General features: G+C 43.3%; 16 protein-coding genes. 5 read left to right on the plus strand and 11 right to left on the minus strand.

Going from position 1 to position 23,356, the window contains the following annotated elements:
* Position 1: 1 nt before the first annotated feature.
* Together recB and recC are read right to left on the minus strand one after the other, a co-directional pair.
* Positions 2 to 3,859: an exodeoxyribonuclease V subunit beta gene (gene recB / locus PCAR9_RS11495; protein ID WP_179983717.1), complete on the minus strand. Its 3,858-nt coding sequence runs from the start codon at positions 3,857 to 3,859 to the stop codon at positions 2 to 4.
* Entirely contained in the window at positions 3,856 to 7,473 is a 3,618-nt protein-coding gene (recC, locus tag PCAR9_RS11500; protein ID WP_179983718.1) for an exodeoxyribonuclease V subunit gamma, read from the minus strand. Before recC ends, recB begins: the two co-directional genes overlap by 4 nt.
* A gap of 638 nt (positions 7,474 to 8,111) precedes the next feature.
* Between recC and PCAR9_RS11505 the strand changes: the two genes are divergently transcribed.
* Positions 8,112 to 8,765 (plus strand): dUTP diphosphatase, encoded by a 654-nt coding sequence (locus PCAR9_RS11505; RefSeq protein ID WP_179983719.1) that lies wholly within the window; start codon positions 8,112 to 8,114, stop codon positions 8,763 to 8,765.
* Positions 8,766 to 8,975: 210 nt separating this feature from the next.
* On the opposite strand, the gene PCAR9_RS11510 is transcribed toward PCAR9_RS11505, so the two are convergent.
* The 7 genes from PCAR9_RS11510 to PCAR9_RS11540 form a co-directional block, all read right to left on the minus strand.
* On the minus strand, positions 8,976 to 10,655 hold the full coding sequence (locus PCAR9_RS11510) for an AMP-binding protein (RefSeq protein WP_179983720.1): 1,680 nt from the start codon (positions 10,653 to 10,655) through the stop codon (positions 8,976 to 8,978).
* 217 nt (positions 10,656 to 10,872) lie between these two features.
* Positions 10,873 to 15,045, minus strand: coding sequence for an EAL domain-containing protein (locus PCAR9_RS11515; RefSeq protein ID WP_179985216.1), 4,173 nt, complete (start codon positions 15,043 to 15,045; stop codon positions 10,873 to 10,875).
* A gap of 245 nt (positions 15,046 to 15,290) precedes the next feature.
* Complete coding sequence (locus PCAR9_RS11520; RefSeq protein WP_179983721.1) at positions 15,291 to 16,679, minus strand: ribonuclease J; 1,389 nt, start codon at positions 16,677 to 16,679, stop codon at positions 15,291 to 15,293.
* A 67-nt stretch (positions 16,680 to 16,746) separates the two neighbouring features.
* Entirely contained in the window at positions 16,747 to 16,980 is a 234-nt protein-coding gene (locus tag PCAR9_RS11525; RefSeq protein ID WP_179983722.1) for a DUF2789 domain-containing protein, read from the minus strand.
* A 164-nt stretch (positions 16,981 to 17,144) separates the two neighbouring features.
* Positions 17,145 to 17,495: a DUF2750 domain-containing protein gene (locus tag PCAR9_RS11530; RefSeq protein ID WP_179983723.1), complete on the minus strand. Its 351-nt coding sequence runs from the start codon at positions 17,493 to 17,495 to the stop codon at positions 17,145 to 17,147.
* A gap of 73 nt (positions 17,496 to 17,568) precedes the next feature.
* A complete protein-coding gene (locus tag PCAR9_RS11535; RefSeq protein WP_179983724.1) occupies positions 17,569 to 18,399 on the minus strand; it encodes a LysR family transcriptional regulator in 831 nt (276 codons plus the stop codon).
* A gap of 126 nt (positions 18,400 to 18,525) precedes the next feature.
* Positions 18,526 to 18,723: a hypothetical protein gene (locus PCAR9_RS11540; protein ID WP_179981859.1), complete on the minus strand. Its 198-nt coding sequence runs from the start codon at positions 18,721 to 18,723 to the stop codon at positions 18,526 to 18,528.
* A 367-nt stretch (positions 18,724 to 19,090) separates the two neighbouring features.
* Between PCAR9_RS11540 and PCAR9_RS11545 the strand changes: the two genes are divergently transcribed.
* Positions 19,091 to 19,447: a MaoP family protein gene (locus PCAR9_RS11545; protein ID WP_179983725.1), complete on the plus strand. Its 357-nt coding sequence runs from the start codon at positions 19,091 to 19,093 to the stop codon at positions 19,445 to 19,447.
* Between the two features lie 201 nt (positions 19,448 to 19,648).
* On the plus strand, positions 19,649 to 20,389 hold the full coding sequence (locus PCAR9_RS11550) for a PRC-barrel domain-containing protein (RefSeq protein WP_179983726.1): 741 nt from the start codon (positions 19,649 to 19,651) through the stop codon (positions 20,387 to 20,389).
* Between the two features lie 87 nt (positions 20,390 to 20,476).
* Here PCAR9_RS11550 and PCAR9_RS11555 read toward each other — a convergent pair whose 3' ends face one another.
* Positions 20,477 to 20,788: an ArsR/SmtB family transcription factor gene (locus tag PCAR9_RS11555; RefSeq protein ID WP_179983727.1), complete on the minus strand. Its 312-nt coding sequence runs from the start codon at positions 20,786 to 20,788 to the stop codon at positions 20,477 to 20,479.
* 189 nt (positions 20,789 to 20,977) lie between these two features.
* On the opposite strand from PCAR9_RS11555, the gene PCAR9_RS11560 reads away from it, so the two are divergent.
* Complete coding sequence (locus tag PCAR9_RS11560) at positions 20,978 to 21,328, plus strand: rhodanese-like domain-containing protein (protein ID WP_179983728.1); 351 nt, start codon at positions 20,978 to 20,980, stop codon at positions 21,326 to 21,328.
* 55 nt (positions 21,329 to 21,383) lie between these two features.
* Complete coding sequence (locus PCAR9_RS11565) at positions 21,384 to 22,307, plus strand: LysR family transcriptional regulator (protein WP_179983729.1); 924 nt, start codon at positions 21,384 to 21,386, stop codon at positions 22,305 to 22,307.
* Between the two features lie 8 nt (positions 22,308 to 22,315).
* Here PCAR9_RS11565 and PCAR9_RS11570 read toward each other — a convergent pair whose 3' ends face one another.
* The gene (locus tag PCAR9_RS11570) at positions 22,316 to 22,921 is read right to left on the minus strand and encodes an exopolysaccharide biosynthesis protein (protein ID WP_179983730.1); all 606 of its coding nucleotides are present in this window, start codon (positions 22,919 to 22,921) and stop codon (positions 22,316 to 22,318) included.
* Between the last annotated feature and the right edge of the window lie 435 nt (positions 22,922 to 23,356).

Consider the following 23,356-nt stretch of genomic DNA (forward strand, 5'->3'; position numbering starts at 1 on the left):
ACTACTTGTCATCGAAACTAAACTGCTGCTGTTCTGAATGCTGTTGAGTAGTGCCTTCACTTTTCAAATTGTCGCTTTGCTGACTATTGCCACCACTTTCAAATATTGAATCTATTTGCATGAGCAAAGACGAAGGAATATCGGTATAAAACACCCCTTCACCCCGTTCGTTCTCTGGGTGCATGCCGCGTAAATATAGGTAATACACACCGCCGAAATGAACATCAGGGTCGTAATCAGGCAGGGTATTTTTTAAATAGCGATGTAAAGCTAAGCAGTAAATTAAATATTGAAGATCGTAAAGGTGGTGCTGATTATTGTGAAACAGCGCAACAGGTAAGTAGCTATCTAAGGTATCTCCAAGCCAGGTTGATTTGTAATCCGCCACAAAAAACTGACCATCATGTTCAAAAATCAAGTCGATGAAACCGTGCATCATTCCCTGCAATTTCGTCGTGATTAGCTGAGGCGCGGCCTCGGTTTTACCACCAATCGAGTCAGCTACATATTGGCGGTGGTGAGCAAGAACATCACGAAGCTGAGCCCATTGCGTATCATTCATGGGAAAGTAAAACTCTGCTTCGCGCAGGGTTTGCGCTAACGGTAAATCACTCATGCTTAGTTGCATTTTAGGGTACAAGGGCGTCTGTAACGTTTCTTCAAGCCACTCGTAAAGTAGCGGCGTGCGCTTTTCTTCTAGACCAAAGCGTTTAACGAGTTCTTTGCCAGTTTCTTCCCATTCGGGCGCACTAAAATCACTGTTCTCAAGAATGTCGTGAAGTAAGTTACCTGCGCTTGCACCTTTTTCCAAAGTAAAACGCAAGTCACTTTTACTGATTGTAGTTGTAGTGCTAAAAGAAGGATCTGCATTACTTGCGCCTAACAGCTCTTCTCCCCCCACAAGTGAATCCGCCGCGTACACCTCTTCGTCACGAATGGTTTGAAGTACGGGCACACTCGGAAGTGTTTGACCTGAAGCTTCTACTGGTGTTGTATTTGCGCTCGTACCCACGGTAGTTAAACGGCTCATCGCTGAAAATGAATACAGCCGCCACTCTTCGCTCGCCGTGCCGGTAAATTGCAACGCGCTAAGTTGTGGCAGCTCGTCTTCTTGTTCAAAGCCTGAATACACTTCTTCGAACTCGTCACCATCGATGTGGCTTGCATGAGACGCATCTTCTGCGGCAACCCTGCTTAATACACTTGGCCAATCGTTGTTGCCGCTATCCCCACTTACGCCTAAGGCTCGAGCCAGTGCGCTTTTTTCATTGTTAGCAAGAGGTACAACCCCCATGTAGCAGCGGTGCGCTGCACGGGTTACTGCCACATAGGCCAAGCGCATATCTTCCGCTTCGCTTTCATGTTGAACCCGAGCTATGGCTTGTGGCGTTTGCCCCAGCTGCATCTGCAAGTCTTGCTTCTCTTCGTCGTAATAGGTAAAGATTTGCGATGTCGCCTTTCCATTTTTCGACGCGTCTTTATAGCCCGTGGCATAGGGTACAAAAACTATTGGATACTCAAGGCCTTTTGAGCCATGCTGAGTAATAAGACGAATAAGCTGACTATCACTCTCAAGGCGAAGCGTTAGCTCTTCGTCACTTTCCGGCTTGTGGATTTGCTTGTTCAGCCAATCCAATAGTTGCTCAGGGCGCTGGTGTGTAGTGCTGGCTTTTTCCAGTACTTCCGCTAAATGCTGATAGTTGGTTAACGCCCGCTCCACACTGTCGGCATGGGGCTGATAACTGTCTTGCATTAAGTGCAGCAGTACGCTCATACAGCCTTTTTGCAGCCACATCTCACGCAGGGACAGTACTTTATCGATAGCGGCATCCCACTGTGCATCATCTTCGTGATAAAGCAGTTCGATAAGGGTATTTGCGCTATAGCCCCAAAGCGGAGATGCCAGACTGGACGCTACTTTACTGGTATCGTTCGCATGCCAAATGCCATTAAGCAACCTAAGCACGTCTTTCGCCTCAGCACTAGCAAATAGGTTACTGCGATCGCTTAAATAAACACAGGCCAGCCCTTTTTGCTGTAATACATTTTTGATAGCGCCTGCTTCGGTTCTGTCTTTGACCAGAATGGCGATATCTTGAGGCTTTACTGGCGTAGTGTGACCGTCCGCCGCTTTAAAATGCGCTTCATTCAACAAGCGATAAATTTCTTGCGCAATCCACTGCGCCATTTTACGCCGCATAATGTTAGTGTTTTCTTTCTCCTCTAAACACATGCTCACGTAATTCATTGCACTGCGTTTCACTACATTATTTTGATCAGCGAGGTCTACCAAAGGTGCCTTAGCAGCTGCGGCTTTAGGGGTAAATTCAACAGGGTTGTAGTTAATGCCGAAGCCAAATACATCAGTGGGCTTACCCGATGCCACTGGCGCACCATAGAATAATCGATTGTAGGCCCTTACCATACCTTCCACTGAACGCCAGTTAGTGTTCATCACCCAGCGGTAATCCGCCTGCCTACCCGCTTTTAAATAGGTAAAGATGTCGCCTCCCCGAAAGCGATAAATAGCCTGTTTCGGGTCGCCAATCATTAGCAGCGCACTTTCATCAGCGTCAGCTAAATTAGGATATACCGAGTCTAAAATAGCGTATTGCTTAGCATCAGTGTCCTGAAACTCATCGATTAGCGCGACTGGAAACTTCTTACGAAGTTCTGGCACAAGGATATTGTTTGGCTTTATAACCTCATCAGCTAACATGCGAATAAGGTCGTCGAAGTCGATAACACCCAGCTGTTTTTTCTGCTTTTCAACTCGCTCTTTGATAAAAGCAATAGCTTCGATAACCAACTTGAAAACAGGTACTTTACCTAGTGCTTTATCTTTCTCGGCAAATGCTTTTTTAAGCGCACCAGCAAATTCCTTAATTGGCGTTAAAATCTCTTTTACGCCTGAAGAATTCCGAGCATATCGATTCCCCTTAACAAAAGCCTCTGCTTCTGGTGGTGCGAGATAATACTGCTGCTCACTTACGCAAGAGCCTAACCATGCTTTAAGCGCAGCCAATTCTTGGGGTCTTTCTTTTTTATGGGCCGGTGTTTTAATAAGCTGCTCTACGATTAACCCTTCGTTTTCTTCCACACTTTGCAGTAAAGATTTCGCATAGGCCAAAGACGTGTTTGGCGCGTCATTCAGCTGTTTGTTAAAAGCCGCTTCAATGTCGTCCTCAGTTAGTATTAATGGGGTCAGCGTACTTTTTATGCTGGCGTTAAATTCACGCAGTAGGTTTTCTGGTGTGTGCCAGCCAGACTCTGCCAACAGCCTGAAATCGTCCTCGCTTTTACTTATTTTTCGAATGAAATCTTCGGCAGCCTGAAGATATAAATCGCTAGTATCGTTACCCAAATTTAGAGACATAGCGAAGCCACTGTTGAACGCCAGCTGAGTAATAACGTGCTGACAAAAACCGTGGATAGTGAAAACCGATGCCTCATCAAGCTCTAGCTGCGCTGCTTTTAATAGGGCTAAACTCTCATCAGGATCGCAGCTATTAAACAAGCTCTGATAAACCGGGTCGCAGCTAGCGTCTATTTCGTTGCCGTTGTCTTTGGCTTGCTGCCAAATAAGCAATGCCTCTCTTAGGGTGGCCGCAATCCGCCCCTTAATTTCTTCGGTAGCGGCTTTGGTGAAGGTCATCACCAATATTTCTTTAACGTTAAGCTTTTTTTCTAACAGCAAGCGTAGGTACAAACGCGTAATGTTAAAGGTTTTGCCTGTACCTGCGCTCGCTTCAATAAGGTGTCGCCCCTTTAGCGGCATAGCCACCACGTCAAGCAATTGCGCTTCGCTATGGGGTCGCTCGTTCTTGTAATTTTCAGAGGATACAGAATTCTGGCTCATAACTTCTCCTCCTGAGACGCATTATTGACCATGGAAAAAAGTACAAAGGCACACAAGTGCGGGGCATCGTTCCAGCTTACACCTTGCGGGAATAGCCAGTTGAGGTAAGGATTGCTTGCCATATCCGCACTGTACTGCCCGTTACTTTGCTGCCAATCGGTTAGCGCACGCTGTAGTTCAATGGTGTCAAAAAGTGCGGCAGACTGACTAACTATCTGTTTCGCTTTTTCGTTTCTATCACTTGTTGTTTCGCGAGTAGTGTCGCTGTCTTTCTCAGCAAACGGGCAGACTTCCTCAATTACCTGTTGAAATTGATCGAGAATGGCTTTATCGGTTTCACTTGTAACATCTGTACTATGCAGTAGTGCATGCAGGATATGGTTAAACATATCCGGTTTTATGCTTTCAACTACGGGCTTAGTCTCTGAGTTTCTTGTGCCGGGCATAAAGGTGCCAAACAAGCTTAAATGCACTGGCGTTGGCGCCGTATAAACAGCTATGTAAAGCTGTTCTATAAACAAGAGTAGCCGCACCGCAGTTTCTTTGTCATAAGAAGGGAAACGCTGCTTTTTCAATACAGTTTCGCCCTTTTCCCATGAACATGAATAAATATCCAGTGGGTAGTTATTGTAGCGAGTTGCTTCATCACTGCATGAAAATATCAATTGAGAGATGAAAAAGCTTAACGCGCGGTGGGAGTCTATTTTACCGGCACAAAGCTCTACTAACGCGTCGCTACCAACAAGGGCAGTTGTGGTAAAGGTGATAAATTTACCTTGGAACTGCGCCTTTACAGGTTCAGCATCGTGAGGTCCCATCGCCTGACTTAATGCTAACGCCCCTTCTTTCCACATTTCAACTTCATCTCTGGCAACAGGGTTATTGGGAATATCGCCCCGAAGCGACGCAAAAGCGATTACCTGTTCACCGTATGACATTGAGTCATGCTCTTGTGACAACTTGCGTTCAGGCGATGAGAAGATGGCATCAAGCACCTGATAGCGCAGCAACGCATTGGTCTCAAATGGCTCGCTGTTTTCCAGTAGCGTAAATGACTGTGATAAGTTTACACCTAGCCTTTGTATAGAAAAGTGCTCAAGAGGGTCTTTAAAGGCTCTTGCAATTTGGCTATTTGATAGTCGAAGTTCTTGTGTTGAAAGCGTATTGGATTGCTCATCAGGTATCGCTAAATGATTAGAGTCGCTGCTATCGACACCTGTCTTATCAGACTGTGACTTTGTATGCTGTAGCGCATCGGCCAGTCTAAGCCAACCGGTTTCGTAGCTTGGCAATTGTCCAGCGAATCCCTCTTCACTAAAGGGGTGAAGCGGCGCATGTACTCGGTATCTAGACAAGGCCAGAGCGTAGCTATTTTCCAGCATGTCCATAAACTCAGCTAGTACCAGACTAGGTTGGCGCTCACTGTTATTGGTAACATCGTTGCCTTGATAGCTTAAGTACAGGCTTTCCCGCGTTGAAATAATGGCTTCAAGAAATAAATATCTGTCTTCCAAACGCCTTGAACGATCGCCAACCCTTCGGTTCGCACCTGCCATTAAGTCCAGGCCTAGGGGGCTTGATTTTCTTGGGAACTCACTGTCATTTAGGCCAAGAATACACACTTTTTTAAACGGTATACTTCGCATTGGCAACATTGAACATACCGTGACCTGACCGGTCATAAAGTGGTTACCTGCATCTGGTGATGAGAATCGATTTAGCAAAAGGTCGCGTACTTGGCGTAAGGACAATTCATGCTGGTAACCCGCTTCTTCGCATCGTGCTGCAAGATCGGCTGCAACGTTAGCAATAAGATCCCAGCTTTGCTGCTGGTCTTTTATAGGCATAAAGCACGCATCGCGAAGGTCGATTAACGCTTTGGACCACTGTTCGGGTGTTCTTGGAGCGGTTAACTCTTGTGCGAATTCCCCGAGCATTGCCACTATATCAACAAGTTTACCTAGGGTTAGCGCACTTTGCCCTTCCACATCTGGAATAGTAAGTAGGTCACTCACAACCACTTCGGCGTCTTGCGCCAACATGCCCATTAGCAGCCTACGAATGCCCCACCACCAGCTGTACGTTTCATCTAGTTTAACGCCCTCTGATACAGCGGTTTTATGGGTACTATTAAGGCCCCAATGGATATGGGCTTGTTTTAGCCACACCACCATTTGCTCTATGTCATCTTGAGATACTGAAAATCGTTTTTGTACAGAATCCAGCTGCAAATAATCCATGATGTCCGATACGCCAAAGCGGCTATCAGGTAGCTGCAAAAGCGCCATAAACGCCGCGATAAGTGGCTCTGCGTCCATAGGGCTTCTATCTGCAATGGTACAGGGAAGTCTAACCTGCCCGGTGCCAGCTAAGGTTTTAGTACCAACCCTGTGAAATACGGCATCAACAAATGGCGCATAGTTTTCAATAGCCGGGCACATCACAAGAATATCTGATGGGGTACGCGTTTTATCTTGAGATAACCAATGAAGCAGATGGTCGTGCAACACTTGCACCTCGCGAAGCGCGGAATGAGTGCACATGATGGTGACGCTATCGTCATTTTGTTTTAGTTCGCTAGTGAATGGCGCAGGTTGAGCGGCTTGTAAAATATCGTTATGGATATAATCCAGCAGGCCGCGAGTAGGCTCTGTATCACCACTTTCGACCACTTCGTCGAATTCTGGCGAATCAAAAGCGCTTATCTCAAACGTGTCCAGTTCGGTAAGAAGATTAAATAGCTCTCGGCCCTGCTTACCTAAGTTGCCAAGTAATGGGTTGGACTGGTCTTCTTCCATCCATTTTTTAAGTCCTTCCAGGCGTAATAGCTTGGCTTGTTCACTACTACTTTTCGCTTCCCCCCAATAATTTACGCTGGGGTTTAGGTGGAATATATGAATATCAATATGCTGTGCGAGGGCGTCAAAAAATGCTATTAGTTGCGGTGCCATGGTGTTAATGGCAAAAACAATAACGCGCTTGGGTAAATGACCGACGGGATCATTTGGTATGTCACCTGCCTCTAACGCCTCTAGGGTCATTTGATGCAAACGGGCAGGATGCAACGGCTCTTCTTTGGCAAGAATACGCCAAATTTCGCTTTGCCATAATTCCATATCATCGAATACAGCCCGTTCATTAGCTTCCCACTTAAACAGCCAGTCGGGACGGTATAAGAGATATTGTTCGTACACGTCAGCTAACGCAGTAGCAAGTTGAAGACGCTGAAGGCCCTGCTCCTGCTCGCTGCCGGCGTTTTTCCAATATCTATTTACTTGCTCAAAAGCTTCACCGTTCATCAGTGAGTCATCTTGAAGAATATTGTCAATGCGCCAAGTCAGTACTTCACGACGATAAGGAGATTGCTTAGGTACTTTATCCTGCCCTAATACAGAGCGCGCTGTATTCCACATAAAGCGTACAGGCAGCGGGTAATCAATGTTCATCGCCACGCCGTGTTCAGTGGCTAATTGCATACTAACCCAATGTTGCATACCTGGGCTTTCAACCAGAATGGTTTCTGGCGTGAATACCCCCAAGGGTTGCTGACGTAAAAGCGTGGTAAGAAGAAAACTTAAGTGTTCTAATTTATTAGAGGGGTATAACGCAAGCAATCGAAAAATCCTTTGTAAAACGTGCTATTAGGTTCTGTATAAAGACTATGCACGCATCGTCGAACTTATCAATTAAGTGTATCGCATTAGGCCAAGTAGTTAAGTTATTTCTCAAAAAAATAGATAAGCAAATGTCTTGTGAAGATAAAAATAAGGACTAAGGCAATGATATAAATAAGCGTATCCAATTAACTCAGTGACAAGTAATAGGAGAAAGCTAGGTATCGGAGGTACGAGAAAAGTAATGGTATCGTTTTTTAGACAAAAAAAACCCATACAGACCTCAGGACACGAAAAATCTGTATGGGTAAGGTTTACGGTCTACTCAGTAACAACGTGAATAAGCGTTGCCTGGCACTCATTCACGTTAGCGCTACTGGGCAGCACTGTTAACTCTTTAGGTTTTGCAGGTAGAATGCCAACTTTTTAAACTTTAAAATTCAAACACTTAGAGCAATTTAGAAAATATGACTAATCAGTCATGGTTTTACTCTGGTGCAAGTGCACCACAAGCAAGCACTTAGTAAAAAAGATGCTTCACTATTATTGGCTAAAATTTAGCAGTTTCTCCTTCATCGTCATTCAAGTACAATTTCGCCTTTAAAAGATGCATTACACATTCACGGTCAGGAGCAACAATGTTAACCGCCCAACAACTCGCCACCATGCTTTCTCTTCAAGATAAAATGAACGCCAAAGTAAACCCAGACTGGCTAAATGCGGGATATGGATACTTGCGCGCAGCTATGGTTGAGTCTGTTGAAGCCATTGAACATCACGGCTGGAAATGGTGGAAAGCACAGAAAAAAGACTTGCCTCAGCTTCAAATGGAGCTCGTGGACATTTGGCATTTTGCGCTGAGCGCATGCATTATTGAATATAAAGGTGATATTAGTGAGTCAGCCAAAAGTATTGCGGCTGAGCTGGCAAGTGGCAATACTCAAGTGACCTTCGACGGTAAAGACTACGACGCATCTAATCAGTCCCTTCTTGATAATTTAGAATTAATGACAGGCCTATGTGCCGCTAAGCGCTTCAGCGTTCCACTATTTATGTTTATCGTGAGCCAATGCGAAATGTCGGCTGACGAGTTGTATCGTCAGTATGTTGGCAAAAATGTTCTCAATTTCTTCCGTCAAGATAACGGTTACAAAGAAGGAACATACGTCAAAGTATGGGAAGGTCGCGAAGACAACGAGCACTTAGTTGAAGTCATGGACGCACTTGATTTGACTAAACCCGAGTTTAGCGATTTAGTGTACGAAGGCTTGCGCGCACGCTACCCTTCTTAAACTTCCCTTAGGCATGATAAAGCTTCATTCTAATAACGTATTAGGCTTAGGTTTTAGGTGCGCATAGTAGACAGTGCTGAGTGGAGACTTGAGGTGCGAAAGGAATAGGCTGTTTAACGCCCGGCAGTATTCATAAGACTACTACGAAAAAGCTCTGTCCAAGGACAGAGCTTTTTAATCTAGTCAGAAAAATATAGCCAAACAGGCGATTTACGCGTCAACCCACACCAGTTTATCGCTGTAGTTACCTTGTATAATGTCAACAAATCGCTCTTCTAGCACATGGCGCTTAACCTTAAGCGTCGGGGTAAGTAAATCGTTCTCAATACTCCATTCGTTTTTCATTACTACAACGCGGTCCATTACCTGGTGGCTTTCTAATTTAGCGTTGATAGCTTCAAACGTTTTCTTAAGGCTAGCTTCAATACTGGCTTTGTCTTTCTTTTGTGCTTCCTCACTCAACACCAAAAGCGCAACTGGTTGGGGTAAGTTAGTGCCCGTCACACACACCTGTTCAACAACAGGGTTTTCCATAAATTTAGCTTCAATGGGTGCCGGTGTAACATATTTACCCTTCGCCGTTTTAAAGATGTCCTTCAAACGACCAGTAATTTTAACGTAGCCATCGTTATCTATGACGCCTTTGTCGCCAGTGCGCAAGTAGCCGTCTTCGGTGAACACTTCAGCGGTTTTATCAGGCTCTAAATAATATTCCAGCATGTTGCATGGCGACTTAACCTGAATTTCGCCTTCCTCTGAAGTGCGAATATCGACACCGTTATAAGGCTTACCGATACAACCAATTTTGTCATGTCTGAAAGGTACACTACCAGTACCGTAGGCACTGTTTTCAGTCATCCCCCACCCTTCAGAAATGTAGATACCGATTTTCGCAAACCACTCAATAACAGCTGGCGCCAATGGTGCAGAACCGCTCGCCCATAAGCGCGCATTATTTATACCCAAGCCGTTTCGAATCTTCTTGGCAACGATTTTGTTGAGGAAAGGTATTTTGAGCAAAGTATCTAGCTTTTTCTGCGGCATTTTCGCTAGTACGCCCATTTGGAATTTTGTCCATAGGCGAGGCACAGAAATAAACAGCGTAGGCTGGCAATGACCTACATCTCGTTGGAAGGTAGCTAAGTCTTCCACAAAATGAATTTTTCCACCGCTATAGTAGCTTGAAAGTTCTACAAGCACGCGCTCTGTAATATGTGCAAGAGGCAGATAACTCATAGTGCGATCGTTTTCGTTGATACCTAACTGATCCAATGAACGCCGGGCTGCCCAACAAGCCGTGTTATAGCTGTGCACCACTCCTTTTGGCTGCCCCGTACTTCCGGACGTGTAGATAATCGTCATCATGTCGTCCATGTCAGGCACAGGTGAATCCGAGATTGGCGCTATATCCATGAACTCTTTCCACTGCTGTTTGGTCGCAATGTTTGGATAAGGGAAGGCAACAGTTAGATACTCTGAAGGAATTGAGGCTACCTGTTCGGCAGTATTATCAAGCTTTCCTACAAACAACAACTGTACATCAGCGTGTTTCAGCACATACTGAACCGTATCAGGGCCGGCTGTAGAGAAAATAGGTACCGACACGTGACCTGCCATCATTATGCCCAGGTCGACAATAAACCACTCTGCACAGTTTTTAGAAAAGATACCGATGCGGCTGCCTTGTGGGAAATCTAATTCACGCAAACGTGCCGCCACCTTTCGGGCTTGCTCTGCAACTTGTTTCCAAGTGTAGTCGTGATACTCACCGTTGATTGGCTGCGTAAGAAATACGTCGTTGCCACGTTTTTTTTCCCAGTGGTACAACATACTTAATGGCGATGTTATTACTTCCGTGGTATTTGCGTTTACTGTCATGTCTAGCGGCATAAGTCACTCATATGTTGTTATAATGTAGCTCATTTTTACAATGATTTCACAGACTTCTAATAAGCCTTATTTTTTATTGAAAAACAAGCTTTTTAAACGAGCGTTTACATTATTTGCGATGAATAACAACAATTTGAGCGCTAAATTTAGTTTTTTTATACATGCGGCTTTTTACTCTTTATGATTGTTTAACGTTAAAAGCCGCTACTAATTACGTTCACTCAGACCAATTTTTAAACAAAATAGGTACTATTTCATCTGCTGTGCATGGCTTTGCGTAAAAATACCCTTGATGGAAGTAGCAGGCCTTTTCGATAAGTTCATCAACTTGCGACTGTGTTTCAACGCCTTCTGCAACACAACTCATCTTTAGATTAGTTGCGAGCGCGATAGTCGTTGTTACCAAGGCTTCGTTGGCATTACCCGGAGCCATCTCATTAACGAAGCTTTTATCTATTTTAAGTACCGACAACGGGTAACGTTTTAAATAGCTTAGCGATGAGTATCCAGTTCCGAAGTCGTCTAACGCTAAAACAAAGCCTTCTTTTACGAACCGCTCAATCTGCCGTAACGCATTATCGCTATCGTCCATCAATACGCCTTCTGTGATCTCAAATCTAAATGCCTCTTTTGGTAAACCAAACTCGCTCAACAGGCTTAGTACCCCGCTTAAGTCGAACTCAGTTTTAAAGTGGAGGGCAGATAGGTTTATTGACACATAACCGTCAAAGCCTTTTTCATACCACAAAGACAAATCTTGAGCCGCGCGGCGCATTGCTTGCCTTGTCACTTCAATGATGTATTTAAGCTCTTCTAAAACTGGAATGAACTGATCGGGGAACAGCGGCTCCTCGTCTAATCTTCCCCGAAGCAGCAGTTCTACCCCAATCGTTTTATTAGTTCTTGCATCTATGATGGGCTGGTAATGATTAAAGAAGCAGTCATCTGAATAAGCGCGTTTTACTTTGTTTTCTATCTGTAAGCGCGTTTTTGCGCGTTCATTCATATCACTTGTGAAATAAGTAAAACCGCTCAACGCATCTTTTTTAGCGCTGTACATAGCAACATCAGCTTGCTTGATAAGCTCGGCAGGTTCAGACGCATCTTCCGGATAAAAAGCAACGCCAATACTACAAGATACACGAAGCACTTCTTCAGCCAATGAAATAGGTGTTTCTACCGATTCAATAATTTGCGATACAAATGAACTTAAATCATCGTCGGCGCGCACCTCTTCAATAACAATCACGAACTCATCGCCACCAAGACGCGCAACCGTACCCGACTCTGCCACTAGGTTTCGCATTCTATTAGCGACAATACGTAGAAGTTTGTCGCCATAATCGTGACCTAGAGAATCATTGATGCCTTTAAATCTGTCTAGGTCAACAAACATCACAGCTACACGATGCCCATGATGACGCGCAAGCCCTATGGCGTGCTCAAGTCTATCGAGTAGTAATGTCCTGTTAACCAAGCCGGTAAGACTGTCGTAGGTGGCAATTTTAAGCAGCTTGCGTTCTGCATTTTTTTGCTCGGTAATATCAGATATAACAATCAGATAGTGTTCTGCGTCATTAGTTTCGCCACTTACTGCTGTTATATCTATCAAAACGTCGTAACGTTTACCGTCAGCACCATCAATAGCGGTCTCATCTTTCCAAAAGTCACCGCCTTGCATTTCGGGTAACTTACCCGAAAGGTGTCGATTAAGGTTGGGATAACGCAGGTAAAGGCGAGCTAACTGTTTAGGGAGTGGCTCCCTGTTATTAAATCCAAACACTTGCTCAAAGGCAGGATTAGCGGCAACTAAACGCTTATTTTTATCAAAAATGAGTACCCAATCCCGAGTTTGTCTAAACGCATCGCTAAATAAGGTAACCTGTTGTTGCGCCTTCTGCAGCCTAAACAGGTGACGTTGTCTAGAGAGTAAATAAGCCACTAAAAGGCCAACAATAAGGGTGGCATATAAGGAGTAAGCCAGTGGTGAACGAAGGGGTGCATAAGGCATGGAGAGCGTTATTTCTGCCGGCAATACGTTAAATTCGAAGCTACCTGGAGTCGGCGCCACGGTAAAAACATAGTCGCCAGGCTCTATATTGGTAAAGGTTATTTTCGCATCGTCGGTAACGCCTTCTGTTACCACGCGGTCACCGTTAAGAAACTTATAGTAATATTTAACTTTACCTATTCCAGACATAGCGAGCGAAGAAAAGTGAATGGTTAACCCGTAGTCTTCATAGTCTAAATTAAAGTGGTGACCACTTAAGTTTTTTAAGGGCTGGCTAAGAGCTCGATTGTCTACTGCAACTTCAGTAATGGCCGTTTTTTTGCTCAGCATGCTTTTCTCTGTATCTAAGCTTTCAAGCTGCGAAGCCGAAAATACAACGGCTCCACTTGTTGAACCATAGGCGAGCCTTCCATCATTAAGTTTTAGCGAAGCACCTTGGTTAAATTCAGAAACACTTAGCTCACGACCGTATATGAAATTTTTGATTTGGGCAGTGGAAGGATCGTACCGATGAAGGCCTTTATGCGAGCTAAACCAGATGTTCCCAAACTCATCTTTTTGAAGCCCGTAAACTATGTTTGATAACAAAATATTAGTGTCGTTTAAATTGTATAGGGGGTCGAATGTATCGGCATCGACACCAATCAAACCGACGCCACTATAGGCAAGCCATAACACGCCCATATCATCAATGACCCAAGACGATATTGAGCGCTCGTTTCCGCGCTGCGACTCTGGGAAACGATAAACAAGTTCATGTCGCGAAGTCTCAGGATCTATTAACCATAAGCCTCCTTTGGTAGCCAAGAACAACCTATTGTTGTGATAGGAAGACTGCCCTATAAAGCCATAAGAGAAATTGATGTCGAAAACTCGTGAGTCTAAATTAAGTGGAGAGATGGCTTTATTTTCGACGTCATACTTAAAAAAACCCTCATACCCAATAAAGTACAAAACATCGTTATCAGACAGAACCATGCCGGGAATATAAGTATCGAAGACAACATCATCTCCGCCACTAAGTACTTCTGGCCGAGATATTTCCTCTGTCTTCGGGTCGAATAGTCGGATTCCCTCATAAGTACTCACGAACAGCTTTTCGTTTTCCAAAGGAATAATTTTATCTACCGCTCCCTTACCATAAACTTTGGTATCAAAATAAAGAAACTTGTCAGATGTTTTTGTTGTGAAGTCATAATGATTTAGCCCATTGTCAGTACCTATCCATATTTTATTGGGCTCGGTTTCCGCGAAAGTCCACACTACGTGACTAGTTAAAGCGCTTTCTGCTCCCGCTCGCTCGTTCTGAATGGTAGATATATCAGCACTTTTAACACCGAAGTATAGAGCGCCTGCGTAGACAGAACTCATCCACAAGTTATCAGATTCGTCTTTTGCTATTGCTGTAATTTTCTTATTTGAAATTTCAGTGAACCCATTATTGGGCTCTAAAATGTGTTCGCTCTCCCAACCGTCTGACACCTTAACTAGTCGATACAGACCCTTGTTAGTTCCCATCCAGAATGCATTGTCCTTGTGCTGGACCATTGTCCACACATTCCTATTATTGACTACCCGATCAAATACACTCTTTTTAGCGCCGTTGACTTGCGCTATAAAATCTTCTTTTTGTGCGACGAATACGCCAAGTACCGTTGAAATCCATACTCTGTTTTGTTCATCCAACAGCAGAAACTTCGCATTGATGTTGTCAATATTCTGTGGTGTTTCACCTAAGTAATCTAAGCTAACCAGTGGCTGTTCTGTATCGTGTATATTTTTTACATAAGCGCCTTTAGATGTTGCTACCAGCAAAGTATCGTCAATAGTAATAGCTGCGCGAATGATATGATTATTTTCCAAAAGCTCAGTAGGTAGCTTAGCAAGGCGAGTTAATTTTTTTTCTTTAGTATCAAATAGCTGAACTTCTTCGTGAAGCGCGATGACCAATTTATTAGTAGTGTACCAATGGAATGTCTGGGCGTGTTGAACCATACCTTCAATATCGTGGTAACTCGTAGGCTCTATTTGAACAATTTTTTGGGTAGTTAAGTCTAGATAGTAATTACCCTTGCCAAAAATACTAAACCAAAGCCCTTCGGAGCCTTGCAGCGCTAATCTGTATACTGACGAATCAAGCAGCGTGTTAGTAGAATCCGTTATCCGTTTTGTTCTAACGCCGTCCCAGCGCACTAATCCACCTTCAGTGGCAATCCACACAAACCCATCGTCACTTATTACAATGTCGTTTACGACATCTTGAGGCAGTCCATTTTTTGTCGAAAGTGATTGGAAAACCGGGTTGGTAAGCCGTGGAGAAGCCTCTGCATAAATACAAACAGTAAAAGCCAAAAGAACCAGGTAGGATAAAAACTTCATCACAAGTTGTTCGCATAATTTAAATTTTTATTATGCAATTAAGTGTACCAGAATGTTCGAAACATGGGCAGTTTCAAAAGAAGGTTTTTACACTTCCTTAAGATACCGCTATCGCATTGAAATTAATAAACTAATTACACTAGATACAAGAAGTTTAAAAACGCAAAAAGTAAGTCTTAAAAGGATTAAAGAATGATTAAATTATGCCAAGACTTTTTCTTTCTACCCTACTTTTTTCGAAAAGTTTAGTCTTGTTGGACTGGCACCCGCCCCACTGGAACAACTTGGCGGCGAATGCTGGGCTGAGGAGATAACCGATACAAATCGCCATTTTGTCCCACGTAGTGTTTCATTACCCCGCACGCCTTAGCAATATCTGCATGTGCCTGTAAATGCTGATGCTCACCATGCACCGGTATAGCAATTTTAGGTTTAACCCAGTGGTACATAAGTTTAAGTTCCTCAGCGCAAGGATGGCCGCTGGCATGAATAGGCAAGGCGCTATCCTCGCTGTGAATTACAGTAACCCCTTTCGCCGATAGCGCTTTACTTAAACGCCTTACACTCTCTTCGTTACCAGGGATCACAATAGACGAAAATATAGCAGTGTCGCCTTTGTCCAAAGTTAAGTGTGGATGATTATCGCGAGCTAAACGCGCCAAGGCTGTATTTTTCTCGCCTTGACTCCCTGTTGCTACCGCTAAAACTTCATGTGGGGGCAAGTAACCCAAGTGCTGAGGGTCAGTTATTGGTAAATCATCAGGCCAAATACCTTGCTGCTTTGCAATACCATACATGTTTAATAATGAACGTCCGTACAGCGCCATGTAGCGCTTCGTTTGTTTGGCAATTTTAGCTAACGAAATAAGCCTAGCTATGTTACTGCCGAAGCACCCGACTACCACCCGCCCTTTAAGCGGCGAAATAGTACTGAGTAAACCGTCATAACAATTTCTTTCGGAAATGGAAAATCCAGGCTTTGGGGCATTGGTGGAATCGCCGACTAACGCAAGGATGTTTTCGTTCCCTAGTTGCTTATAAAGGTTTACATCAAAGGGTAATCCAGTAATGGGGTTAGCGTCGATTTTCCAATCAGCAGTGTGTAGAACAGTGCCTGCAGGTGTTGTAATTTTGAGCGCAAAAGGCTCAGGCAAAGAGTGTGTGATAGCCAACCAATTGACGTTAAAGGGACCAATTTGGCGGGTGTCACCAGCCTCTACTTCAACAATAGGAATACGATTGGCAAGCTTGCTCCTAGCTAGCTTGCGCCTTAACACCTCGGCAGTAAATGGGGTAGTGAAAATCGGCGTTTGAAATCGCTCCCAGAGGTAAGGGATAGCGCCCACATGATCCTCATGAGCGTGAGTGATCACAATGCCGGCCAATGAATCTTTCTGCTTCGCTATAAAAGTCGGATCAGGTGCTACTACTCGATGCGTAGCCCCCTTAGGCGGAGCGACGCTGCCTACTGAAGCGTCAGTTTTGTAGTTCGGAACAAGGGGCTCATCGAATGACACCCCACAGTCCACCATCAACCATTGACCACTGTGTCCGTATAAATTTAGATTCATACCAATTTCGCCTGTCCCTCCTAAGGGGACAAACCACAAATCATCAATGTTTGGGTGTAACAAAGCGTATACTGCCTTTTTTAAAAATTAGAAATTAGCTAAGAAAGCGATAGATGCATGCTAAGTCGTGTTACTCGTGCAGTTCTACATTTAACTGATCGATAACCTCAGCCCATGCAGCATCTTCTACGATAGCATCTTTCAAAAATGCGGACTGACTTTCGCTCCAGTACGGTGCCTCGTGCAAGTGCTGGCTTTTGTTTAGTCCTCTATGTGTTTCGAAAAACTCTGCAATTTCTTCGTCTGAACTTCCTAGACCAAGTTGACTAAATAGGCTGTTCATTGTGGGTTGTTCAGTAAACATAACGCCTCCTTTGGGTTATCTGATAACAAGAGACATAGATACAATGAGCGGTCTATGATTAAACTGCCGCTCAATTGTCTCTATCTACTTACTAAATAACTACCCCAGGCTCTTTGCTTAAGATCACCCGTAACTTTTGAACTTACAGTGCCTTGAACAACATGTTATAGGTACTCAGCAAACTCTTGTGGCGAAATGACCTCACCTTCTTCAGCGGGAACAGGACAAACAATAACCATGAGTTCGTCTTGCGTCATACCTGGAACCCATTTGGTTAGAAACTCTTCAGTACTGAGTTCCATTGCTTCACAGTGAGCCCAATCTTCTGTAGCCCACAAAAGCGCAAGTTCAGCGTCTGGCCAAACCGGAACACCATCTTCTTCGTCAGTGGTTAGCATAACGCAACCATGTTCATCTTTAAGGATAAACAATTTCTTATCAGATTTAATCGTGGCCAGGCTAGTTTCTAAGCGTTGAAAAGCGTTTTTTTCTAATAAAGGATGTATTTGAGACATAGTACTCTCTTTTAAATTCTGTCGTTGATGCGCCATATATGATTGGCATTTTCGCAAAACCTCTCGGTTGCATTTAACTTACTGTAGATACGCTGTCTATTATCTCTGCAAGGCCCACGCGTCGTATTTGCTTCATGCTGTGTATGTATAACCTTAATGGTACATTTTCAAGGGTTCTTATCTTAACCACGTTAATATGGGCCGGTATCTGCTTTTCTATATTGGTGGGCAGCACGGCTATTCCGCCTTCGCTAAGTAAGTTATTTAGCGCAAGATTAAGCGAATTAGTCCTTAACTTTGCATCGCGAAGCTGCGGGTAGGCGGTAAGAAGCCAGTCTCTCGCTTTGGTACCCCAGTCAATTGCTACAAAATCAGCAGCATTAACAGCATCGGAAATTTCACCTACACGGTACAATGCTATTTCGTGTTCCATCAAAACCTCGCTATTCACTTCTTCAGACTTAAGCGGCTCAGTAGAAAAAGCGAGATCTGTAACTCTTTCATGTAGTTGACGTGACAGTGAGTCGAGCGTCAAAACTTCTGCCTTTACGGAATAGTCAGGAAATGAGTTGTGAAGGTGGCTAAGCATTGTTGGCAATAAGAGCTCGCTGGCAAGCTGTGTTGCCCCGCAAACCACATACTCAGATGATTGTATTTGCAGCTCTTGTTTGGCTTCGTTAAGCGTGGCACACAATTGCCTAGCATAGGGTAGCAGCTTTTCTCCAGACTGCGTGAGCTGAATACTGTTACGCTGTCTAATAAATAGCGTTGTGTGGAAGTATTCTTCAAGCAACTTTATTCTAGCACTAACGGCAGATTGAGTGAGGTAGAGGTTTTCAGCGGCTTTACCAAAGTGACGAGTTTTAGTCACCTCTATAAAGGTGGTGAGAAAGCGTATATCCATGCTTGATGTACAACCGAATTGAGTTGGTTCTAAACTGACACAGATAATACGGTAAGTAAATACAAATGCACAGAAGCGCACCGCTTTAATCGGTGCGCTTAATTAAAAAATCATCAACTCGCTGAATTAATACTCTTCTTGATGTAAACGTCGTTGTTTTTCACGACGTTGGAGGTCACGCTTCTGCTTTACTTTAACAGTGCTTTGACGTTTGGAATTTGATTTTTTTGCGTGAAGATCTTCCTCTTCTACCGAGTCCCATTCATCACGCTGGTAACGATAGTCTTTACTCATTGACTTCTCTGGGTTATGAACACGTTTCAATTATCATCCTAAGCAGAAAAATAGAAAACGAATTTTAATCATCGTAGCGACAAGAATTTTTGATGGCATTTTTACTGTATTTTCACAGGTGCACTTCGCCAACACATGTTTCACTTTTGTAACAAATTTCCCACCGCAAAAACTTGTCTAAAAAGTCGGATATATTGATAAATTTCATCAGGTTAAAAAAGGTAAACTCTCGTCCTATTGCTTATGAGAGAGCCCATTCGCGACAATATTCTTATTAGATTCCATTACTTTTTGACCCATTAAAAATTTTTTATTGATAAGGAAAAAATCTTTTGTTTTATCTTCGTTTATATTTATTTTAAAAGTGCGCTGAACAAAACAATACGTTGGGTACAACATGAAAAGTTTAGCTATTCGACTATCTGCAAAACCATATATCGACCGTCAAAAGTTTCCCTATGGATTTCGTAAATCAGGTGACTTCAGTATCACTGAAGCCGATCTTCTAACTAACTACGGCAAGACTTTATTAGGCCTCGAAAGCGGTGAACTTTCGCCAGAAAGTGAAGATGAGCAACATTTCGTTTCGTTCATTAATGGAAAAGTTGAAGCAGTAAATAACCTCGAAAAGGCATGGGCAAAATATGTGAGACTGGCAAGAGGGAAAAAACATTTTTATACCCTTCATAGCAGTGCTAGTAATCAATCAGAATACGATGATGATTATTCTGATGAAGAGTTTGATGTAGCCTAACCCTCAAACATACCAGTCAACGTTAAAAAGCTCGCTCAGGCGAGCTTTTTTGTTTTAAGCGATAAATGATCTCAATCAAGGTTAGGCAAGAAGAAAATGAAGAAAGGTTAAGGACTGTCTACACTTAGAGTATTAAAGAGTGACGTTAACTAATAATAACTGTCGCTCTATACAAAGAGCCCTAGCAAAGGAGGCGCAACGATGATCATTAGTTCAAAACAGCTTACTCACTTTTCTATTCATGCCGTTGATGACAAAGTAGGCGGCGTTCGCGATATTCTTTTTGACGATGAAACGTTTACCGTACGTTATCTGGTTGCAGATACAAATACGTGGCTTCCGCTTAGCAGAAAAGTGGTTATTTCTCCCATCGCCGTGACAGAACTAGATAGCAGTGATGACACTGTTCATGTAAATATGACTGTTGAAAAGTTAAAGAACAGCCCATCGATCGATGAACATAAGCCCGTGTCTCGAGAGTATGAGGAGAACCTCTTTAAATATTTCGGCTACGGCTACTACTGGATTGGGCCAGGAGCATGGGGAGAGTTTGCACATCCCAATGAGCTTGTTGAAATACAGCAAGCGGAAGAATCTGAAACACTTAACCCTAAGAAAACAAGTAATCACTTGAGGGCTGTTGGAGAAGTGGGAGGCTATGAGGTTGCCACGACTACCGACAATGTTGGGCACATAAGCAACTTCATAATCGACACGCGAAGTTGGAAAATAATAATGCTGGTGGTCGATACCAATAATTGGCTTCCAGGCGGTAAACACTTGGCGCTATTACCGGGGGATATTGAAAATATTGATTGGGCCGCACACAGTGTCGCGGTCAACCTAAGCCATGATGAATTAGTCAATAGGCCAGAAGTAGATAGTGATAGAATTCCAGAAGAAGATTACATCGCCATGTTGTGCAAACAACTGGATAAATAGTTTCAGATATGAATTTGAAGGAATGTTAAACGATACAATGTCCGCTATGTGGCGGACATTGTTGTTTTAATGATAATTAAGAAAAACCTACTCGCAGAAGAATTCGTCCATCAGCGCAATAAGTCGTTTAACACGCTCATCCGCAAGTCGATAGTAAATTGTTTGGCCTTCCCTTCTGGTAGCTACCATTTTTGATTCTCGCAATAATGCGAGGTGTTGAGAAATCACAGGCTGTGAAACATTGACTACCTCTAGAAGCTCGGTTACCGACTTTTCCTCTTTCAACAATGAACAAAGCACCATGAGACGTGTTTTATTCGCAAATTGTTTAAGGAAGATCTCAGCTTCCACCGCATGTTCCATAATATCATCTGAACCTATTACCATATCCTCAGACATAAGCACTTCCTTTCTTTAACGTTTCTGGCAATAATTTAGCCATTAATTATACTAAAGTATAAGACATTTTGCCGACTTGCCATTATATGCGATGAATTCCGGTAATTGATATTGTTTTATTGAATTTCCATTCATACATTAGATATTGCTTATTTGTTTTGCACAAAATCGTCATAAATTGGGAGTACTATGCTAATAGATATTAAAACTCGGATTGAGAACATCAGCTTCGATATTCGTTGCGTCACTGCACAAAAAGCTTCTGAAGAGTTAGTGCACAATGATGGAACCCTTATCGACGTAAGGGAAAGCGGCGAAGTAGCGAGCCAGCCAGTCCCCTATGCCCTCAACATACCCCGAGGCGTGCTCGAGATGAAAGCATTAGAGAGATTCAAAGATGCCTCAATACCGCTCTACATCCATTGTGCATCTGGCGTTCGTGCAAAGTTAGCTGCCGAGCAACTAATGCAGATGGGATACGAGAAGGTATCAGTGGTAACGTGTCCAGTATCAACCATTAACCAAGCCCTTAAAGAATGACTTGTATAATCTGTCTATGCTATAAGTAGCCCAAAAGACAGGTAAAGGGCGTTGTATGCTTAAATCCACATTAGAACAATGGCGTATGTTTAAAGCCGTTGTTGATGCTGGTGGCTTCAATCAAGCAGCTGCAGAAGTACATAAAAGTCAATCTAGTGTTCATCACGCTGTTCAAAAACTTGAAAACGCCATTGGTGTAGCACTATTTGAAAATATTGGTCGTAAAGTACAGCTTTCTCCACAAGGTGAGCTCATGTACCGTCGAGCTTCGTTTTTGCTCAACGAAGCTCAAAAGCTTGAAGCGGTAGCAAGTAGCTTAAAAGTAGGAACAGAAACAACACTGCGTATAGCTGTAGATATTATTTTCCCTTCTGAATTATTGTATAACGTGCTTGCCAAAGTCTCTGCAGAGTTTCCGCTCTTGCGTATAGAAATAGAGGAAACCGTGCTTAGCGGTGCTAACGCATTATTAAGTAGCGGAAAAGTAGATTTAGGCATTTCTCCCTTTGCCTTTCCGAATGGCTTTAGCGAAGACTTATGCGAAATTGAGTTTGCCGCGGTGGCTCATGCTAAGCACCCTTTACACCAATTAAACAGAACCCTAACCTTAGAAGACCTCAAAACTCATCGTCAGATTGTAGTTCGCGACTCTTCTGCAGAGCGCAAGGCAGATGTGGGTTGGTTAGGTGCAGAGCAACGTTGGACAGTGAGCCACGTGAGAACATCTTTAGATATCATTACTCAGGGATTGGGGTTTGCGTGGCTACCTATAGCAATTATTAAGGAAGAATTAGAAAACGGTACCCTAGTTCCGCTTCCTTTAGATAACAATGCGGCGTTAAGAAAAGCCCTTCTCTATCTTTCTTTTGAAGATGGAGACACCTTAGGCCCGGCGGCGCGGGCATTTATGGGAGAACTGAGATACCAAACAATGAACCTACCTACCTCAGATTTTATGCTTGATTCATGCTCAGTGTAGCTCGCGCATTAGCTAACTACTGTCGGCAAATGCTGAAAGCCTAACACAAATCCAAACAGTGAAATTGTTACACCTATCAAGGCTACTGCCCCGTCGTCAGTAGCCATTCCAACGGCCATAATGAAAACTGCCAAGGCGGGAATAAGACCCATAAAGGGAATAAGCTCTAACGGAACCATTACCAAGCCGCAGCCAACACAATTTAAAGCAATTAAAGAGCGAAACACGGGCTGTTTCATAAAAAAACAACGGGGAACGAGAAAGCGGTCGATACTAGCTGCATAGGGTTTTATTTTTTCGACTATATGGCGTAGTTGATCAGCATCGCAATGTATGTCCATCACTTTTTGAGGTAACCATGGGTGCCTGCTACCGAGTAATATTTGCAATGCAATAAGTAAAATCGTCACACCGGTTAAAGAAGGTACACCAGGAATAGCGCCTATAGGGGTGCAGGCGATAAACGACGGAAGCGCTAGCATTGGGCCAAAGCCCCGCTTTTCCATAACTTCCCAAAAATCTGCAAAATAAAATAAATCTTGACTAGCCCGAGGCTGCATTTTTGTCAGCAGCTCGGTTAAAGTCATTGATCTCTCAGCTGTTTTTGCCCACATTTTCAATTCCTTTGACATAAATTTAGCCGTAGTCCTCTAACTTCAGAGAGCAAATGCGGGCCTACCATAGGCAAATTCTCGGTAAACCTTATCTATTCCTTTCACCAATAATAAAGTTGCTCTACATACAAATTGTGCGAAAAATGTGCCATAGCCAAGCTCACCTACACTTTATAAGGAAATGGGAATACTTTTTGCAGTTATATGTAAATAGGTAACACTCAATGTGTATTTGATAGACCGAGAATCTTCTAGATTAAATCAAAAGAGTAAAATTATAGACGGTCGTTCGTACAGATGAATCACTACAATTAATGTGACTTTATTGAACATTCATTCGGTTTTACCTGAACTAAACAAGTTATTGCTAGGAAAGGAGTAAGTATAGCTAGGTATCTAGTTATTTTTCCTTGCCTTTTATGATACAACTATAAC

Origin of the sequence: Alteromonas macleodii, assembly GCF_903772925.1 — a bacterium.
Taxonomy (GTDB): Bacteria; Pseudomonadota; Gammaproteobacteria; order Enterobacterales; family Alteromonadaceae; genus Alteromonas; species Alteromonas macleodii_A.

What these genes read in the sequence shown, in the direction of transcription:
- PCAR9_RS11555 (WP_179983727.1), bottom strand. Translation starts at nt 20,788, where the DNA reads ATGTCTGAGGATATGGTAATAGGTTCAGATGATATTATGGAACATGCG.
- PCAR9_RS11515 (WP_179985216.1), bottom strand. Translation starts at nt 15,045, where the DNA reads ATGAAGTTTTTATCCTACCTGGTTCTTTTGGCTTTTACTGTTTGTATT.
- recB (WP_179983717.1), bottom strand. Translation starts at nt 3,859, where the DNA reads ATGAGCCAGAATTCTGTATCCTCTGAAAATTACAAGAACGAGCGACCC.
- PCAR9_RS11570 (WP_179983730.1), bottom strand. Translation starts at nt 22,921, where the DNA reads ATGTGGGCAAAAACAGCTGAGAGATCAATGACTTTAACCGAGCTGCTG.
- PCAR9_RS11545 (WP_179983725.1), top strand. Translation starts at nt 19,091, where the DNA reads ATGAAAAGTTTAGCTATTCGACTATCTGCAAAACCATATATCGACCGT.
- PCAR9_RS11560 (WP_179983728.1), top strand. Translation starts at nt 20,978, where the DNA reads ATGCTAATAGATATTAAAACTCGGATTGAGAACATCAGCTTCGATATT.
- PCAR9_RS11510 (WP_179983720.1), bottom strand. Translation starts at nt 10,655, where the DNA reads ATGCCGCTAGACATGACAGTAAACGCAAATACCACGGAAGTAATAACA.
- PCAR9_RS11505 (WP_179983719.1), top strand. Translation starts at nt 8,112, where the DNA reads ATGTTAACCGCCCAACAACTCGCCACCATGCTTTCTCTTCAAGATAAA.
- PCAR9_RS11550 (WP_179983726.1), top strand. Translation starts at nt 19,649, where the DNA reads ATGATCATTAGTTCAAAACAGCTTACTCACTTTTCTATTCATGCCGTT.
- PCAR9_RS11530 (WP_179983723.1), bottom strand. Translation starts at nt 17,495, where the DNA reads ATGTCTCAAATACATCCTTTATTAGAAAAAAACGCTTTTCAACGCTTA.
- PCAR9_RS11565 (WP_179983729.1), top strand. Translation starts at nt 21,384, where the DNA reads ATGCTTAAATCCACATTAGAACAATGGCGTATGTTTAAAGCCGTTGTT.
- PCAR9_RS11535 (WP_179983724.1), bottom strand. Translation starts at nt 18,399, where the DNA reads ATGGATATACGCTTTCTCACCACCTTTATAGAGGTGACTAAAACTCGT.
- PCAR9_RS11525 (WP_179983722.1), bottom strand. Translation starts at nt 16,980, where the DNA reads ATGTTTACTGAACAACCCACAATGAACAGCCTATTTAGTCAACTTGGT.